Genomic DNA, 18,551 nt, shown 5'->3' with positions numbered 1-18,551 from the left:
GCAGAACACCGGAACAAAAACTCCTCAAAAACAGCTCCTGATCAATACCTGACATTTTTTCCCTTCGCAGCAATGAGGTTTTCTGTCGGCAATTACCTGTTCTCCGTCGACACAAGAAGGCTATCCGTAGATTTCATCGTATAGGACCCCTCCTATGGCATATGATTTGGACATTGCCTAACAGATAAACGCACATAAACATGAAAAGAATCCTATTAGCTGTACTATTCGGAGTAGCTTCGTTAAGCAGCATCAGTACAAAAGCACAGGTTAGTGTAAATATAAACATCGGTTCACAGCCACAATGGGGACCAACAGGTTATGATCACGTAGACTATTACTATCTGCCGGATCTGGATGTATACTATTACGTGCCTACAGCACAATACATCTATCTAAACAACGGTAGCTGGATATGGAGAAATGCCCTTCCTTCAAGATACAACGGATATGATCTATACAATAGTTATAAGGTTGTCATGAATACCCAAAGGCCTTACCTGTCACACAAAAACCATGTTACCCAATATAGCAAATACAAAAACTATAAAGGAAAACAACCTAACATTAAAAATAGCAGCGATAGCAGGTATGCAAATGCAAGAAATAGCAGAACTACAACCAGCAGGACAACACAACAGGTAAACAGAACGGTGACTACAAGAAGTAATAACACCAACCGGGCCACACAGAATAATTCCAGGAACAAAGTAAACAGTGCCGATAACAGGTCAAATACGGCTAAAAATAACTCCAGAAATGAAGGAAGTAAAAACAACCGCTCTGCTGAGAAAAGCAATAGAAATTAATCAACAATAAATCACACACCAATCTAAAGCCGGTGTCTCTTATAGGGACAGCCGGTTTTTTTTTGCGCATCCATCCACATGTTCTTAACAGCAATTCACATTTATTTGCCCGGTTATCCACAAAGAATGTGAATAACTCCGATGTTATAGCCCTTTTCAATCAAAGGTTATTCCCATGAAACCTGGTAATTAACGGCTAGAAAGAATACGAAATAATTCAAGAGAGTAAGCAACAACAGTTAAAAGAAGCCAGAAAAACAGCGACAAAGAATACGAAATAATTCAAAAGAGCAGGCAATAACAACTAAAAGAATTCAGGAAAACACCTCACAGCAGCACATAAAAAAAGCCGGATAAATCCGGCTCTTTCATATAATTGAGTTGAAATAAGGCTTATTGAACAACCACTCCATCTTTATTGATTTTAATAAAAGCAACCTCTGTTCCTTTTTTAACATCAATATGGTAATATTGGGTTTTGTCAGCATTAGTTACCAGAAAGGCTGTTGTTGGTGCCCATTCCTTGTAAGCATCTGCTTTAAGTGTAGTGGTTACCGGTGCTGGCAATTCTTCCAGTTTCACTGGTACTTTAGTGGTACTGTCTTGTTTTACGCTAATTTGATATTGTATGGTAGGTGCTACCGGATTTGTCACTGCTGATGCTTTTACTGTTGAAATTCCTGCGAATGCTAATACTGTAGCTGTTAAAATTAAGTTTTTCATAATATTTGTTTTTTTGATCGCAATAAATTGGTTTTCCTTTTCAAATGGGGATCCCCTTTATTGTTGATCTGTTAAATTCATTTAAATAATTATGATAGGTAAATAGAAAGAGTTATGCCAAAAACAACAAATCAATAAAAATCAATGACTTACAATTAAACATCCAAAAATATAGTGTGGAAAAAGGCTACACTTTGTAGTAGCAACGTTCAAAAAAATGATTTTAAGAAAGGGCCGAAAGAGAAAATGCTGACATCCATCAGCATTTTCTTTATTAACTACCTATTATAAGCCGAAGCCTATTTCTTTTGCAGTCTATGGTATCATCTGCATATTTTTAAACCAGTAATCATCGTCAACAGACACTCAACAAGCTGAGTATAAAAATATGTGGAGCATTTAACTTTTTCGAGCGTTAACCTGTTCTACATAGTCATTTCTATTGAATTATCCTCGAATATATAATAAATATTACATATATAAAATTCAGAATGAATATTTTTGATCGTATTTAAGTACAAATAATGGCTAAAAATGGCCTATTCTAAAAACTATTTGGGGCAGATCTCGTATTTTAGACAAATTTTTATCACCTATCACACATCACATTTCTTTTTAGCTATTTATACCTTATGAACGAAGTAAATCCCCTCCTACTCCTGACCAGTATTGAACAGCGCATCCTTGGCGCGTTGATAGAAAAAAGTAAAGCTACACCCGACTATTATCCCATGACGATTTCTGCTTTAACAGCCGCATGTAACCAAAAGACCTCCAGAAATCCGGTGGTCAACTATGATGAAGAAACCGTTGTACTTACCCTGAACAACTTAAAGATAAAAGGACTCATCGGGACGGCTACCGGGGCAGGAAGCCGCAGCATAAAATATAAACATAATCTTGCCATTGTCTATCCCCTGCTTCCGGTAGAACTGGCGGTTTTGTGTCTGTTATTCTTACGCGGTCCGCTCACACCAGGGGAAATCAATACAAATTCTGCCCGCCTGTACGAATTTGAGACTATCGCTGAGATCCAGGAAATATTGAATAAACTGGCCGCTGATGAACCGGCATATGTCAAACAGCTGGCGAAAAAACCAGGACAAAAAGAAGCAAGATATAGGCATCTTTTCGGCGGGGAAAAAGAAGAAATCATTGCGGCAGAAACAAATGATCCGCTACCGGCATCTACCAGCGAACTGGAATATAGGGTAACCCGGCTGGAAAAGGAACTGGAAGAAGTCAAAGAAATGCTGAACCTGCTGATGAACTAGGAAAAAGGAACAAATAAAAAACTGTTCGTTTCGCCCGAGGCTATTAATCCAGCGAAACGAACAATTCAGATTGGGTCATCCATTTGCCCTTTATTTTCCTCCACATGGCGGAATAATTGCCTTTGAAGCTCGCCGTATGGTATTTCCAGGTGCCTGTTTCCCAGGCCAGGATTCCACTTGCGCCAATGGTAATTTCTACCGGGTTCCGCTCAAATACCGGAGGCTGATCCACTGCGAACATATCCTCCCATATCTCTATCAGCAACGCTTTGCCCACATAAGGCGTTCCCTCACCTGAAATGACCACCATATCGTTCATCCAGTATTTTGCCACGCCGGCAACATCCTGTTGAAGTATAGCTGCATTTGATGCTGTTCTGGAATCGAGAATCGCATTGATTTCACTGGTTTCACTGCCAGTCAGTATTGATTTTAACATGCACTAAAAATAAAACTTTTAAGCTTAAACCAGCAATATGTACTGGTTTAAGCGATATTTTTTAATCAGCAACATGGAATGCCCTCCTGGCTATCATTTTCCAGTCTCCTTTATGCTTTTTCCAGACCAGGACTATTCCCAGACGGATATGGGCAGGTTTTCCCCCGTCATTCGTATCGGCCACTAGAATATGCCTCACGATGGCCACATCTTCCACAATAGAAATGGTCTGATTTTCCAGCGTGATCATCTTAAAATCCGATTTCTTTGTAGAGATGGCAGTGACGAAAGACGACATATTCTCAATTTTTCCGCCTGAATGCCCATAGGTTAAATCCTTAGAAAGGACACTTTCCAGATCAGCTTTGTTACCGCTCACCATGGCGGCCCTTAATTTTTCCACCCCAGCAGCTACTTCGGCTTCATCTTTCGACTGCCCTTTTGCAGTCAACACTACAGCACACAACAGGATCATTACAGATAGTTTTCTCATTTAAGTATATTTGATTAGAATTATAAGCACGCTAAAGAACAACAGCCCTTCCTGAAATTCTTTCTTGTTAAAGTTATATATAATTAGCGTATTGCCCATCAATAAAAAACAAATTATATGCTAAACTATGCTGCTGAAGATCCGGCATAAATCATCACCATCCGGGATAAACAATTCTGAATTGCTGTTCCGCTTAAATATGCCGTTCTATAATCCCCTGCAGCTGGTTTGCAGGGATGACGCCCGACTGGCGCCATTTAATTTCCCCATTTCTGAAAAGTATAAGGGTGGGCACACCCTGAATCTGGTACTGACTGGAGACTGCTGGATTTTTATCCACATCCACTTTAAGGATGGTTGCCTTATCGCCTATCGCTCCTTTCAGTTGCTGAAGAATAGGAGCCATCATTTTACAGGGGCCACACCATTCGGCAGAAAAATCGACCAGCACAGGTTTATCAGATTTAATGATATCGTTGAAATTTGCCATAAGAATATCCTTTTAAAGTATAACAATGCCGACAGAATAATTGTTTAAATGCCCTATTGGAGATAATAAGCACTAAAGTAGCCGAAGAAGATGTTTAAAAAGAAGATAGCTGAAAAAAGAAGCAGGGGCATCACTTTCGCAATGCCCCCGCCATCTAAATTAACGCTCTCGTATATATAGACGCTTGATCAACGCAAATATTGTACAGCTTATCAATTATTTTTTAGTGCAGGTATTTTTGTCTGTCCATTCGACAGTTCATCCTCCATTCTATTTGCCCGTTGTCCCGGAAATTGACTTCTGATATTTGAAAAACAGTTGGGATATCGGGATAAGCATTAATCCGCATAGAGCAAACACAATAAAAGAGACACGCAGATTAAAGGCATGTGCCAGGTATCCTATAAGAGGGGGACCAAGCAGCATTCCGGTAATCGAATAGGTGGCAATAATGGAAATGGCCATACCTGGTGAATATTTTTTTGACGTCCCTGCCAGGGCATAAGACATCGGGATTACGGCTGCTGTCCCAAAACCAACCAATGAAAAGCCGATCATCGCCGTCCAGAAATAAGGAAAAACGATAGCCAGCAATATTCCGGTCACAATACAGGCCGCACTCATCAGGTAAGTGACTGGCATTCCTATCCTGATAATGATAATATCAGAAAGGAATCTTGATGCTGCCATGAAAGTCATAAAAATTAGGTAACCATACGTGAAAATCCTGACATTCAATACCTCCTGGAAATAGATTCCACTCCAGTCGAACATCCCTCCCTCACAAATTGCAGAGAAGAAAACGACAAGTCCAAGATAAAGAATATAAGGGTCCGGTTTGCCCAGAATAATTTTATTGCCACTCTCTGCCTTGTCATTTCTGAGCAGAAAACGGTAGGAATAGATAGTAATTGACAACGTGACCAGGGCAACAATCAGAAAATGAAACTGGATAGGGATGTTCATCGCAATCAGTAGAGTAGAAAAAGCAACCCCTGCAATTCCACCGGTACTCCAGAACCCATGAAAAGATCCCATTATTTTTTTTGGAAACTGCTTTTGCAAGGTGATGGCCTGTGTATTTACTGAAATATTAAAGATACGGGTGCTGAATGCAAATAAGACCACTGCTGCCACCAGGCTAAAAGTAGAATGGGTAAACCCAATAATAGCCAGCGATATGGCATTCATTCCATAACCAACTGCCAGAGGAACCCTACTGTTATATTTGGAAACCAGCCAACCGGATATCGGAAGTCCGATTAGGGAACCTATTGGCATGGCCAGTAAAATACTTCCCAATTCAGCCTCATTGAAACCAAATGCCATTTTTATCGTAGGAATTCTTGATGCCCATGTGGCAAAACTGAAACCTGACATGAAGAAAAATGTGCTTAAAAATATCCTGTGTTTGTTTTTTGTGATTACCGCATCCATTTATTTTGCAAATATAAGTATCACAAATTCATTACTTAAGGCTTATTTTTTAAAATCGGGATAATTTCACACGCAGTTAATTGATCTAAAATCGGGTAAGACAAATGTGTTGGACACATTTAAGTAGATAGGAGAACCATAACAGCTATGATGTTCAACCAAAAAGCCAATACATTAACAGTATCGACAACATGTATATTAAATAATTTCTTTCTTGTCATTTTATTTACCCAGTATCTCTATATTCGCGAAATCTTATTTAACGAATAAAATGAAAAAGTTATTTACTTTATTATTGATCTCTTGCGCCGGTTATACAGCATTTTCCCAGGAAAAAGGAAGTATTGAACTGGGCGCTCAAATTGGTTACAACCTTTCTACTGCAACCAGTGGATCGGAAACCAACAGCAATTACCAGGGTGGCTTCAATGCGGCCATTTTTGGGGATTACTTTCTCTCAGACAGCTGGAGTATCAAGGCAAAACTGATATACGACCAGAAAGGTTGGGGTGATGGGTATATTGCAAACCTGAACAGTGGCGAGTATTATACTACGGATTACAAGATGGATTACCTAACGATTCCATTGATGGCAAACTGGCATTTTGGTAGGAAAAGAAACTGGTATTTGAATTTTGGTCCCTATGCTGGTATTTTACTGCAAGCTAAAGAAACTGCTTTTGACATGAACCTGAAAGAATATTTTAAAAGTACGGATGTCGGTTTGGCTTTTGGAATAGGTGTTAAAATACCGGTTGCGAATCGTGTAAAGATTTTACTGGAGCTGGATGCACAAGCAGGTATTACAAACATTGTTAAAAACGAAAGTGACAATACGATCAGGAATAGCAGAACGGGCTATAATGCTGGTTTTGTATTCGAACTCTAAGAACCTGAAATGGGGGCTTGCCCCCCATTTATTGCTTTACCTCTCAACAATAAAAGATTAAAACGTTTAGCTGTTGATAAAAGAACCAACATCTCTTATCCCTGCTATCTTTTCGTTATTTCAATTTCAGATTTCAGTCTTTGATTGACATCTATTTTAGGTTCCATAAAAACAAAAATAGTCGTTTTATATTCTCGTGCGAATGAATTATTTACGGAATCGGCCACAAAAGATTTATTAAAAAAAGGGCTCGTTTTTTTAAATTCCCCATCCCTATAGGTAAATGCTTTGACCCTGATAAAATTGTCGGTTTTCTTTTCCAGGTTAAACCAATTGATATAGTCAGCATTGAAAGAAACCGCCCTGATACTCTTGTTTTTAGCATAATAATTGATTGCTCCCGCCTGACCGTAGTTGTCGCAAACAATGAGTGTCTGGCTACCCTTTGGCAAATGGTTATAAACAGCTTCTATTTTTAAGGCCAATTCTTTCCAGCCCAGCATATCCGCAAAATCCTGTGGTAAGGCATGGTCTTTTCCGTCTTCCCAATGTAGTAAACCCAATTTTTGATACACATCTTTTCTCTTCAAAATATCTTCAGGAATTTCAATGGTATAAAAAACACGGAATAACAACACATAAAATAAAACTGGAACCGCCAAAATAACCGGACGCAGGTATACTTTCCATCCTGTATGCAGTATATTGCCCAGGAAAACTGAACCTATAGCGATATAAACAGGATAAAGTCCTATCGCGTAATAACCTTTGGCCCTAAAATAGAGAAAAGTTGCCAGGGTAAACAGGAGAGACCAGAAGAAAAATTTATACTTTTTTAAAGGTTCATAGCACAGCAACGCATACATCGATGAAATAATTACGGGTAATGCACCAATGAAATAGAAAACCTGTTCCCTTAAAAAACCCCACCTGTTCACGTTGACCAACTGCGTTTCTGCTAATTCTTTGAGATGGTGAAAAACTGGAAAATTATTCGCGTACTGCCAGTATAGATTTGGTGAGACCAGCAATAAAGAAAATACAATAGCGGCATACAGACCTCTTTGAGCAAAGATCTTACGTTGACTGGTTAATAGTACAGCAGGGATCAGTCCGATGAGCAGGAACACCATATTGTACTTATTGAGGAAACCAACCGCAAAGATAACTGCAGCTATAAAAAGCCATTTTTGCTTTTCCTTGTTGAAGTACCTAATCAGCGAAAAATAAAATGCCGTCCAGCATAGAACATCCAATGAATTGGGCTGAAATAAAAAGTTCAGCCTCAGCAAAACGGAAAGCAGCACACAGGTAGATCCTAACACCATGGCGTATAAATTCCCTTTTAACTCTTCAATAGTTTTCCATACCACCAGAATTGTCAATGCACCAAATAATGCAGGAAAAAATTTAACCCAGAAAACAGCATTGCCAAGTATCAGGATGAGATAAGAAATCCATGAAGTAACGGGTGGTACTGATGTATATCCCCAGGCCAGATGGTTTGCCTGATCAAGATGTAAATACTCGTCACGTTGTAAGTCGTATTGGGGATTAAATAAAAAATATTGCAACAGAAACTTTGTCAATATAAATCCCAATAAGATTATTGTTTTCTTTGTCATATCATCTGGCCCTGTAATTTATCAACGCCTATAAGACATAGTTCATTCCTCAGGAGTTACAGACCAATTGAATTAAATATCTAAAATTATGATGCCCCAAGATAATATCTAAATTCTTGGGGCACTATAATTTGACATAGCTGCATGTATTTTTCTTAGCACTGATACCTTTCAGTCCCGAATAACTGATCCCGGTATTTATTCAGAAATCAGGGTAATCTCATGGTCACCGATCATGATCAATCGTTCCTTGTATAAAGCACCGGTAGTTTTCTTAAATGCTTTTTTGCTGATTTTCAATACGTCATAAATATCCTCCGGAGAACTTTTGTCACCAAGACGGATAACACCTTTATTTTCTTCCAGCATTTTGATCAGGACCTCTTTCATATCCAGGATATGGCCATAACCCATAGGTTGTAAACTCAGGTCAATCTTACCTTCAACACGTACTTTTTTGATCCATCCTTTTCTGACTTCCCCAGGGTTAAGCTGATCAAATAATTCATTCTGATATAATAATCCAATGAACTTATTGTCAATAATAGCATTATATCCCAAATCACTGCGGTCTGCGATTAACAGACTCACCTCATCACCTTCTTCAAAGTCTATTTCTTCCTCTTCCACATAGTTTGTCAGTCTGGAAGAAGCAACCATACGGTCATTGCTATCGTCAAGAAAAACATATACTACATGTTTATCCCCCTTGAACATTGGTCGTTTTTGTTCTTTTTCCGGTACATAAACATCCTTATCAATGCCAATATCCATAAACACACCATTCTCCCCATCTTCTACAACGGTCAGGTAAGCAAAATCACCCACACAGGCATATGGTTTCTGCGTTGTCGCATGAAGTTTACCATCTTTGTGCATATAAACGAAAACGTTGATATTATCTCCGATTTCCACATCCGCAGGGACATGGTTGTACGGCAGCAGCGCTTCCTTATCGCCATCTGTGAGTATCAGTCCAGCTTCCGTTTTAGTTGTAATTCTCAGTTCGTTGTATTGTCCTATCTGTATCATGTATTCCTGTTATTCAATTTACAAAGGTAGGCAATATCAACCAAGGAACTCATATGCTAAAAAAATCATTTTATCAGAAAAGATGGTGTTAGAGGACCAACGCTGCAAATTGACATATTGTAAGCGCAATGCTGTAAAACTAATACTGTACAACGGATACTAAAAAACGAATACTGCGAAACCAATACTGAAAAACCGATGTTTCTTATAGAAAATATATTGGAAATAGCGCTATCTTTCATTTTGACCACAATCAAATCCAAATATCCTTTAAACTGTTAGGATATGGGTAGCAAATAGCTCATAAAAGATATAAAATGAATACAAAGCAGACATTAGCTGTGAAAACGCCGGAAAGTAGGATGGAACTGGATAAGGGAACAAATACTCCTCCTGTTAAAACTGCATTTCCTCCTGTCGTAGATGAAAACTGTCATATCCTGCTGTTAGGAACAATGCCGGGCGACCGTTCCCTTCGGCTGCAGCAATATTATGGTCATTCCGGAAATCATTTCTGGAAGTTAGTGTATCGTCTGTTTGATCAGGTGCCGGATCCTGATTATACAGCAAGGAAACAGTTTTTATTGAACCACAAGATAGCGTTATGGGATGTATTGGCATCCTGCACCTGTGAAGGAAGCTTGGACAGCAATATAAAAAATGAAGTGGTAAACGACTTTTCCATTTTCTACAGCAAATATCCGGCAATAAAACACGTATTTTTTGATAGTAAAAAGGCAGAGCAGCTGTATCTCCGGCACGTAGGCAAGAGCGAAGATAAGGTGTATCATTTGCTTCCATCCCCCAGTGGGGCTAATGCCTCAAAAACATTTGAGCAGAAACTGCACCAGTGGAAGGAGATCCTGTTGTTTATCGGTTGAATGACATTCAAATATCTGCGCATCAAACCATACACCACCTTTCGTCCTGCAAACCACACAATTATACCTGAACGGGTCTCCGTAAGAAATTCTATTGGTCACATAGCACATCCATAAATTGGTACATTTTGTTCTGTCTTTTTAAGTAGCTTTGTTTTATCCTCACCAGTTTGTTTATCCTCACGAAAATTCCATGCTTGAAAATCTGCCCTTTTACCTGACCTTAGGTTTTGCATTCACTACGCTCCTGGCAATAGCTATGGTCATGCTGTTGATCAAAACTTCGTCAAAACCCATGGGAATCGGTTCATCACGGGCAATTATCATGGCCATATTTTCCTGGCTTGCCATCCAGGCCTTATTAACCTTATATGGAATTTATACAGACTACCCGGAAGCTATGCCCCCTAGAATAGTCCTTCTGGGCATCCTTCCAGCATTAATTGCCATCATTTTAATTTTCATGACAAGGAAAGGCAAGCAATTCATTGACCGTTCATCCATGCAGATGTTGACCTATGTCCACCTGGTCAGGATTCCGGTGGAGCTGGTTCTCTATGGATTATATATAAATGGTGCAGTTCCCGAGCTCATGACCTTTGAAGGCCGCAACCTGGATATCCTGGCTGGGATCACTGCTCCGCTCATTGGATTCTTCGGGATTGCTCAAAGCAGGATGGGAAAGGCTTCTCTATTGGCCTGGAACTTTATCTGTTTAGGACTGCTGCTTAACATTGTCGTTAATGCTGTGCTTTCTACTCCCTCTCCCTTTCAGCAATTTGGTTTTGACCAGCCTAATGTTGGGATTCTGCACTTCCCTTTCAGTTGGTTACCTACCTTTATTGTTCCGCTGGTACTGTTTGCCCACCTTGCTGCCATCAGGAAACTGGTGATCAGATAGAGGAAATGAAGTCCCTCTTTTAGCACATTAGCGCAAAGTGTAAGGTGAAAAATTTGCACTAGATTCTTGTAATCTTTCACTTGATCTGTGAGAACAGAATTGCCAAACCTCTTCACCTGTACCTCCGATACACTGCTCTGCATATTACTCTATAAAGTTCGGATACCAGAATAGCACAAATGATTTGATCTGTAAGCCATTCTCTGCGTACACTGTTCGATAATGGTTCGTCTTTGATTCTCCTTGCGGCCTACTTCTAGCTTGCTTGCTGCCTGATCATAAGTACCCCATACCTACAATAAACTTAGGTCAATCCTACCACAAATATACCTAAAGGTATGTTTATGGTAAGTTAGCTCTATATATGGGGTACTTATGATCAAACCACAACCAGAAAACAACCGGGCTACAGCCAAACTTCATGGCGAACCATTCCCGAACCAAAATACCATCAAGGTCATTCTATTCAAAGAGGATCCCTAGACGCGCTCCATTTCTTTTCAAAAATTAACCAACATACCTCTATTCAAAATTTTGTAAGAAAATAAAATATTTATTTTATAATTATTGTTCTTAACTATTTATATTTGACTTGAAGAAATTGACAATTTTAGCATAAATAACATTCAGCTGTAATTTCGAACCGACACCGCCATGTTAAGCCCTGCCCTGATTTCGATATTAAGCTGCATAATTTGAATTTATCAATTATACATACTTAATTATTCAGAACTATGGCAATCGTTACTAGCGGCCCTTATGTGGGTTTTTCCGGTACAGTAGACGGCATCACCTATTATCAACTTCCAGATGGGAGAACCTGTGCAAAGAAAAAAAACAAGAAAAGAACTGTAGCACCAAAACCGAAACAACTTGTCGTAGAGAAAGATACCAGGGTATTTGCGAATTTCATGAAACCTTTAAAGCGCTTTACCCTGGTAGGATATGGCCTTGAAGGAAAAAAACTCGGTATGAACCCCCATAATGCAATGGTTTCCTGCAACAGAAGGAATTCCATACAGGGTGAATTTCCAAACCGGAGTGTTGATTGCAGTAAAATACTGATGACCAAAGGATCCCTGCCTGGTACAACTGCTGCTGAAGCCTCAGTAACCGATACAGGGGTGGCTTTTACCTGGGATACCAAGGTTCCGGCTACTGCACATTTTACCGATCAGGTGATCCTGATGGCCTATTTCCCACAACTAAAAGAAGCCAGGTATAGCACCGGAGGACGACGACGGAGTATCGGTAAAGATTTTCTTGATCTCGCAGGAATCAAAAAAGGAAGCATTGCAGAGATCTATATTTCTTTTGTGAGCGATGAGCGTACGCGGATCAGCGACAGTTTACATCTCGGACAATTCAACTGGTAGCCATGGCATCAAGAGAGTGAACCTAACGACCAGTTGATCATTTTGATATATGACAAAAATATTGGGGCATTTTGCCGGAAAGGGCTTGTTGGAACAAGAGAAACTGGAAGCTATACCCTAACAGCCGCCAAGATGCAAATAGGGCATGAAATTGCCTGTTATATTTTTGTAGCCTCCCGGGATGGAAAGCTTGTGTCTGAGACAGAATACCTGGGTATGGTGACAGTTTTGAGAGACTGATCATGATCTATGATTCAGCCTCTCAAAATTGTTGCTGAGACGCCCAACACAAATTTATCCATTGCTCCTATTAGTAATGGTGTAATCGGTATTGGTGCTGTTCTCAGCAGTTAAGGCATTACTTCTGCCAATTTTGACAGTAGCTCTTCTCCACGAAGGTTCTTTGCAATGATTTTACCCTGGGGATCGATCAGGAAACTCTGAGGAATTGCCGATATCCCATACATTTTGGCAATCGCATTATCCCTCCCCTTCAGGTCAGAGAGCTGGATCCATTCAAAACCATTCGATTGAATCGCATCCAGCCAGGCAGATTTCTGATGATCTATCGACACACCGATAATTTCCAGGTTTTTATCTTTATACTGGCTGTATGCACGCTTTAAGAATGGGTATTCTGTTCTGCAGGGGCCACACCAGCTCGCCCAGAAGTCAACCAATATGTACTTCCCTTTTACATCCGACAGGGAAAACATTTTGCCTTTATCGTCCGACTGGCTAAAGTCCATCGCAGACTGCCCTATCGCCAGCCGTTTAGCAAGGTTCACTTTATTTTCTACCTCCCGATACCGCTCAGTATTTCCAAATTCCGGCCTCAGCACCTCAAGCATTGACTCCACCAATGGTACATCACTCACGATAAGGGTATTGGCCTGCAAAATATGAAAGGCATAACCTGACTTTGGATGGGCTTTCACGAAGTCTGTTGTTATTTTTTGCATCATGTTGCGCTGGGCATACAGCAACCTGTTAAAAGCTGCTGCAGAATCTTCAGGTAATACGCCTTGTTGCGCTTTCCAGATCTGGTATACAGAGTCACGTACATGACTACTTTTTGCCTTCATGGCAACATACTCTGCCTGAGCTACCCCACCTTCAATTTTCGCCGTAAATAACCGTTCCCCCTCAATCGATATCGTCCCCTGGTCAAGTATAAATTGTGTTCCTTCACTCAGCCGGCCAGTTGGTTTCATGCCTGAGGGATAGATCCAGTGTACGTAGATGGTTGCCTCCGCAGCATGCATCAACGTTCCCGAGAAGGTAAACTTGTTGTTCTTTGACACCGTAGAATCAGATACCACACGGCTTCCATCCCGAAAATTCAAAAAAACTTTCATCGGTACAGCTGATCCGCTAAGGTTACCTTTCACTACATATTTCTTTTCCTGTGCAATGGCCCATGTGCAGACACATAGCAGCCATAATAGTCCTGTTTTAAATTTCATATCGTAATCAATTCTTAATGATAACCTGGATTTTGTGTTAAGTTTCCGTTTCTTGAGCGCTGGTCTGCAGGTACGGGATAGAGTGCTGCCTCGGGTGTCCAGTTCGCTTTCGCTGCCCCAAGCACTGCATTTGCCCTGCCTGTTCTTTTCAGGTCAAACCAGCGATGGCCCATCTCACTGTTGAGCTCAATCTGACGTTCACGTTCTACGGCCAGTAGCAAGGCACCTTTGTCGTTTGCTGGTGTTTCACCTAAGCCAGCACGGTTACGTACCACAAAAAGATCTTCCTTTGCACCTGTCACCTTATTCTGCTGCGCTCTTGCTTCCGCCCGGATCAGATATTGTTCTGCCAACCTCAGGACGGTGAAATATTCTGCATTGGCAGCAGGAGTTAAACTCCGGTATTTTGTGGGATAGGTATATAAGATATTGCTGTAGTTAATGGTTGCAGACCAAATCGTGGGGCGTGCATCGTTGTCCTCAGCCAGGAACGCATTTTTCAGTTGCTCCGTAAAGACATATTTGGGTACCGGCGTTACGGGACTAGGCAAGATTGCCGATGCATAAGACGTGTAACCGTTTGATTCATTATAGAACTGCAGGATCGCTTCCTTACTGCTTGGCATAAACACCCGATCCAGCTGCTCCAGCCCAAATAAGGAGGTGTTTTCAATCACAGCCGTTGCCTCTGCCTCTGCCCCGTCCCAGTTCCCCTGGTAAAGATAAGTTCGTGCCAGTAAAGCTGTTGCCGCCCACTTGTTTGCACGTACCCTTGCCGAACCGGATACCGCATAGTCAGCCGGTAGGTTGACCTGCGCATATAACAAGTCCTCTATAATCTGGCTGTAAATTGCCGGGACCGGATTACGCGTACTTATTTTGTTCTGCTCCACATCCGTAGTCAAAACCAGAGGTACGTCGCCAAAAATATTAATCAGATAGAAATAACAAAATGCACGGACGAACCTGGCTTCGGCAATTGTGCGGGCCTGGAAAGCAGGGCTAAGGTTGCTCCCCGACGAAGTTCCCTCGATAATTGCATTTGCCTGGTAAATGATGCCATATGGAGCCGTCCAGAAGTTACCTACATCCTGATCATTCACATTGATCACATTGCCAATAAAATGATCATAGGTATTTCCCACGAAGGTCATTTCGTCGGCACTGAAAGCCGGCCGCGTAGACAGCAGCACACTATACCTGTCGCCGGAGTTCAGGCTGGTATATAAACCCACTAGCGTGCTTTTAATTGCGGTAGAGTCGTTGAAGACCTCCTTATCCAGCAATTGCGAACCCGAAGGGTTATTTTCGATTAATTTTTTACAACTGCCAAGGGCCAGCGTTAATACCGCTATAAATAGGGTCAGACTGAATATGGAAGTATAGTGAGGAGATTTTTTCATGATTTTAATGCTATAAAGTAATTCTAAAGCCGGCAATAAACATTTTCAAAGGCGGCACCTGATTGCTCAGTGTTTCCGGGTCAAGCCCTTTATATCCGGTAAAAGTCAGCAGATTCTGTCCGCGGAGATAGAGCTGTACGGAGGACATCCCTATTTTTTTACTGAAAGTGGCCGGTACATTATAGGCGACTGAGATATTTCTCAACCGAAGGAAATTAGCAGACTCGACAGCCAGGTCGGAATTGGTATAGTAGAAATATTTACTGCCCGCAGCAGTAGAAGTATTGGAAGAGTATTTCAAACCGGTGTTGACCATGGATTTTGGTAAGTTATAACCGGTGCCCGGATAAGTACCAAAGTTGAGGTCGCCCCTGGTTGCCCTCCGGCTAACCCCCTGAAAAAACACATCGAGTTGAAATCCTTTATAAATAAAGGTATTGTTTATTCCCCAGTAAAATTCAGGGTCATTATTTCCATAGACGATGTAATCTCCCTTTCCATTGGCATTAATACCGCTGGTGATGACACCGTCGCCGTTGACATCAACTACTGTGGCAATACCATCTATAATTCCGGCCGACTGGAATACGGTGCGCAAGTTTAGTGATTCACCCACCACGTACTGGTTATTATAGGTAGAAGCATTCAAACCAGGGAATGATACCAGTTTGTTTTCCGGAATCGTCAGGTTGAAGGAACTTGTCCACCTAAATTTCCCGTTATCCATATTTACGGTATTCAGTTCAAATTCAAACCCCCGGTTTTGCACAGTAGCATCGAAGTTTGCGGTGTAGGAAGAGAAACCTGCCTGGCCTGGGAGCGGCACATCACCTAACAGGTCACTAGACCGGTTGCGGTAATAAATGGTGCTGAACAGGATCCTGTCTTTCAGGAAACCGAGATCCAGCGCGATATCCAACTTTTTTGTCTGTTCCCATTTCAGATAGGGATTCGAAATCCGGGAGGGGGCCAGGCTGTTCTGTGGCCCATAAGCAGCGCTGGCAGAAAAGCTGGACTGGTACCCATAGTCTCTGATCTTATCATTGCCCACCGTTCCATAACTCGCCCGGATCTTTCCAAAACTCAGCCATGGGAGATTTTCAGTGACAAAGTTTTCCTTGCTGAAAACCCAGGCCGCAGCAGCACTGCCGAAGTTACCAAACCTGTTATTGGCTCCAAATTTTGAAGAACCATCTCTTCTGATGTTGGCACTGATAAGGTATTTATCATCCCAGTTATATTCCGCGCGACTGAAAACAGAAACATAACGGAAGTCGGCATAATCCGAAGATTTGGCGATCAGCGAGATGGCATTCAGGCTGTTTACCAAATTGATGTTGCTGTAGTTGCCCAATATCCAGAAGGGCTGAACGGTTTCCGTCTGCTGCCAGGTGCCGCCCACAATCAGGTTGAGCTTGCCCTTGCCAGTCGCCAGCTGATAGGTGATTTGTGGCTCGGCAAGATATGTTCTGATGTAATTGTTGTTGAGGGTAACCTGTGGCAATGCGTTAAAAGCAGGATTACTTGCAGATGCCGGTGAGATGATGGTGCCTTTCACGTCGATCAGGTTGTACCCTCCGTTGGCCTTGATGTCCAGTCCGGGTAAAATGGTGTAACGCATGGAAGCGGTGGCATTCAGATTGGCCGACTTCAACCCGTTACTGGCATTGAAAGCTGCCAGCGGACTGGTATAACCCGGGCCAAAATATAAACTGCCATCCGGGTTATACAATGGATAGTTGGGTGGCAAGCCATAATTCGCCAGGTTCATGTTGTAATTAGGGATTTTATTGTTATCCATATTGTAACTTACGGAAGCAGAAGTGGCAAACCTGGAATCGGTACTCTTGTGCTGTACACTGAGCCGAAGCTGCACCGCCCTATCACCAGATTGGGCGTAATAAACGGTAGATTCTTTGCGAAAGGTTCCGCCAAGAGTGAACTGTGTATAGGCACTACCTCCGGATACGGAGATGCCCGCATTGGTCTGATGCGATGTGTTTCCAATCAACAGTTTCGAAAATTTAGTATAGGCATTCTGGTCCCAGGTAACCAGGTCGGGCGCGTTTGCGGCAGTAGGTGTGATGTTATCATTTGCAAAAGCCTGCCTTCTGATGGCCAGGTATTCATTGGTGCCAAGCATCTCTACGAAATTACCGGCCTCACCAAAACCCTGGCTAAAGTCGACGTTAACATCCGTGCGGCCTGCACGTCCCTTTTTTGTCGTGATCAGGATGACACCGTTTGCTCCGCGTGAACCATAAATGGCCGTGGCATCTGCATCCTTCAGCACATCAATACTTTCAATTTCGGCAGGGTTGATGGTATTCAGCGGACTGAAGTCAAGCGCCGGGTTGAAACCACCGATGCTTTTTTCTACAGGATTACTGCCAAAAGGAACCCCATCAACAATATATAATGGCGATGACGCACCCGCAAGGGGGTTGATACTATTCCTGCCACGGATGGTGACAGAAGCATTGGCACCTGCATAACCGGCGGTCTGCGTGATGAAGAGTCCCGGCACCCGTCCCTCCATCGCAACAATGGCATTCGATACCGGTTGTTTGGTAAGGTCAGCACCCTTTACCTGGCTGCTTGAACCCGTGCTCAGCCTCCTGGTGGTATTGCTGTAAGCCATCACCATGACCTCGTCCAGCTTGGTCGTACTGGGCTCCAGTCTGATCAGCATTGGTTCCTGGCGCACAGGAACAGATTTCAGCATATAGCCAATATAGCTCACCTCCAGTACATCAGATTCCTGCAGTCCCTGCAGTGTAAACTCGCCATTGGAATTGGTGCTGACGACTTTCCCTGTACGTTTTACCCGCACAAAGGCGCCCCGCAGCGGTCCGGAAAGGGAATCCAATACCCGACCCCGCACATCAATATCGGCAGTAAAGGCCTCTTTGGTGATGTTGATGAGCTTATCCATCAGGGAGGGCTCTTTCCTCGATACCACAACGGATTGCTGTGCAATTTTAAAGGTAAGCGGACTGTCTTTCAACAGTTGCTCCATCACCTGCCTGAGTTCCATATTGTCTACACGGAGGTTGACTGGTTTACTTTCCTTTAAGACAGAAGCAGGTACCAGGAAGTCCAGTCCGCTTTGGGTGCTGATCTTGTCAAATACCTTCATCAGCGGCATGTTCTTTTCATTAAGGGTAATCTTCTGTGCATACCCGGCAGCACTTACCTGCAGGATTGCTGTGATCAGCATGAAGGTGGTTAGCCTCATAATCAACAATAGTTTAGCTAAGGCGCGCGAAGGTGCCCATAGTTCTTTGGTCAATATTTTATACATTTACATGAG

The 18,551-nt window shown here is 42.1% G+C and carries 16 protein-coding genes; 6 read left to right on the top strand and 10 right to left on the bottom strand.

Annotation, left to right across the window (positions count from 1 at the left end):
* The first annotated feature begins 200 nt into the window (after positions 1 to 200).
* Positions 201 to 809, top strand: a complete 609-nt coding sequence (locus tag ACSBL2_RS05220) for a hypothetical protein (protein WP_442590612.1) — start codon at positions 201 to 203, stop codon at positions 807 to 809.
* Between the two features lie 393 nt (positions 810 to 1,202).
* On the opposite strand, the gene ACSBL2_RS05215 is transcribed toward ACSBL2_RS05220, so the two are convergent.
* Positions 1,203 to 1,532 carry a hypothetical protein gene (locus tag ACSBL2_RS05215; RefSeq protein WP_442590611.1) on the bottom strand — a complete coding sequence of 110 codons (330 nt, stop codon included), beginning with the start codon at positions 1,530 to 1,532 and terminating at the stop codon, positions 1,203 to 1,205.
* Between the two features lie 632 nt (positions 1,533 to 2,164).
* On the opposite strand from ACSBL2_RS05215, the gene ACSBL2_RS05210 reads away from it, so the two are divergent.
* Positions 2,165 to 2,806 (top strand): YceH family protein, encoded by a 642-nt coding sequence (locus ACSBL2_RS05210; protein ID WP_442590610.1) that lies wholly within the window; start codon positions 2,165 to 2,167, stop codon positions 2,804 to 2,806.
* A gap of 43 nt (positions 2,807 to 2,849) precedes the next feature.
* Here the strand turns inward: ACSBL2_RS05210 and ACSBL2_RS05205 are convergent, their stop codons facing one another.
* From ACSBL2_RS05205 to ACSBL2_RS05190, 4 genes are all read right to left on the bottom strand, one after another.
* Positions 2,850 to 3,245, bottom strand: a complete 396-nt coding sequence (locus tag ACSBL2_RS05205) for a YybH family protein (RefSeq protein WP_442590609.1) — start codon at positions 3,243 to 3,245, stop codon at positions 2,850 to 2,852.
* A 61-nt stretch (positions 3,246 to 3,306) separates the two neighbouring features.
* Positions 3,307 to 3,738: a nuclear transport factor 2 family protein gene (locus tag ACSBL2_RS05200; protein WP_442590608.1), complete on the bottom strand. Its 432-nt coding sequence runs from the start codon at positions 3,736 to 3,738 to the stop codon at positions 3,307 to 3,309.
* A 193-nt stretch (positions 3,739 to 3,931) separates the two neighbouring features.
* Positions 3,932 to 4,228 carry a thioredoxin gene (gene trxA, locus ACSBL2_RS05195; protein WP_442590607.1) on the bottom strand — a complete coding sequence of 99 codons (297 nt, stop codon included), beginning with the start codon at positions 4,226 to 4,228 and terminating at the stop codon, positions 3,932 to 3,934.
* 270 nt (positions 4,229 to 4,498) lie between these two features.
* On the bottom strand, positions 4,499 to 5,608 hold the full coding sequence (locus ACSBL2_RS05190; RefSeq protein WP_442590606.1) for an MFS transporter: 1,110 nt from the start codon (positions 5,606 to 5,608) through the stop codon (positions 4,499 to 4,501).
* Between the two features lie 328 nt (positions 5,609 to 5,936).
* Here ACSBL2_RS05190 and ACSBL2_RS05185 point away from each other — a divergent pair, with 328 nt between their 5' ends.
* Positions 5,937 to 6,554 (top strand): porin family protein, encoded by a 618-nt coding sequence (locus tag ACSBL2_RS05185; protein WP_442590605.1) that lies wholly within the window; start codon positions 5,937 to 5,939, stop codon positions 6,552 to 6,554.
* Between the two features lie 104 nt (positions 6,555 to 6,658).
* On the opposite strand, the gene ACSBL2_RS05180 is transcribed toward ACSBL2_RS05185, so the two are convergent.
* Both ACSBL2_RS05180 and ACSBL2_RS05175 read right to left on the bottom strand, forming a co-directional pair.
* Positions 6,659 to 8,179 (bottom strand): glycosyltransferase family 39 protein, encoded by a 1,521-nt coding sequence (locus ACSBL2_RS05180; RefSeq protein WP_442590604.1) that lies wholly within the window; start codon positions 8,177 to 8,179, stop codon positions 6,659 to 6,661.
* A gap of 198 nt (positions 8,180 to 8,377) precedes the next feature.
* The gene (locus ACSBL2_RS05175; protein ID WP_442590603.1) at positions 8,378 to 9,211 is read right to left on the bottom strand and encodes a CvfB family protein; all 834 of its coding nucleotides are present in this window, start codon (positions 9,209 to 9,211) and stop codon (positions 8,378 to 8,380) included.
* Between the two features lie 317 nt (positions 9,212 to 9,528).
* Between ACSBL2_RS05175 and ACSBL2_RS05170 the strand changes: the two genes are divergently transcribed.
* From ACSBL2_RS05170 to ACSBL2_RS05160, 3 genes are all read left to right on the top strand, one after another.
* On the top strand, positions 9,529 to 10,092 hold the full coding sequence (locus tag ACSBL2_RS05170) for a DNA-deoxyinosine glycosylase (RefSeq protein ID WP_442590602.1): 564 nt from the start codon (positions 9,529 to 9,531) through the stop codon (positions 10,090 to 10,092).
* A gap of 193 nt (positions 10,093 to 10,285) precedes the next feature.
* The gene (locus ACSBL2_RS05165; protein ID WP_442590601.1) at positions 10,286 to 10,993 is read left to right on the top strand and encodes a hypothetical protein; all 708 of its coding nucleotides are present in this window, start codon (positions 10,286 to 10,288) and stop codon (positions 10,991 to 10,993) included.
* Between the two features lie 734 nt (positions 10,994 to 11,727).
* A complete protein-coding gene (locus ACSBL2_RS05160) occupies positions 11,728 to 12,369 on the top strand; it encodes a DUF6266 family protein (RefSeq protein WP_442590600.1) in 642 nt (213 codons plus the stop codon).
* A gap of 350 nt (positions 12,370 to 12,719) precedes the next feature.
* Here ACSBL2_RS05160 and ACSBL2_RS05155 read toward each other — a convergent pair whose 3' ends face one another.
* The 3 genes from ACSBL2_RS05155 to ACSBL2_RS05145 are packed head-to-tail and all read right to left on the bottom strand — an operon-like array spanning position 12,720 to position 18,542.
* Positions 12,720 to 13,835, bottom strand: a complete 1,116-nt coding sequence (locus ACSBL2_RS05155; protein WP_442590599.1) for a redoxin domain-containing protein — start codon at positions 13,833 to 13,835, stop codon at positions 12,720 to 12,722.
* Positions 13,836 to 13,849: 14 nt separating this feature from the next.
* Positions 13,850 to 15,238, bottom strand: a complete 1,389-nt coding sequence (locus ACSBL2_RS05150) for a RagB/SusD family nutrient uptake outer membrane protein (RefSeq protein WP_442590598.1) — start codon at positions 15,236 to 15,238, stop codon at positions 13,850 to 13,852.
* Between the two features lie 10 nt (positions 15,239 to 15,248).
* Positions 15,249 to 18,542: a SusC/RagA family TonB-linked outer membrane protein gene (locus tag ACSBL2_RS05145; protein ID WP_442590597.1), complete on the bottom strand. Its 3,294-nt coding sequence runs from the start codon at positions 18,540 to 18,542 to the stop codon at positions 15,249 to 15,251.
* Positions 18,543 to 18,551: the final 9 nt, after the last annotated feature.

The sequence above is a fragment of the Pedobacter sp. AW31-3R genome, assembly GCF_052180285.1.
Lineage (GTDB): Bacteria > Bacteroidota > Bacteroidia > Sphingobacteriales > Sphingobacteriaceae > Pedobacter.
The sequence above is the reverse complement of the archived record's forward strand: the minus strand, read 5'-3'. Positions and strand labels throughout refer to the sequence as shown.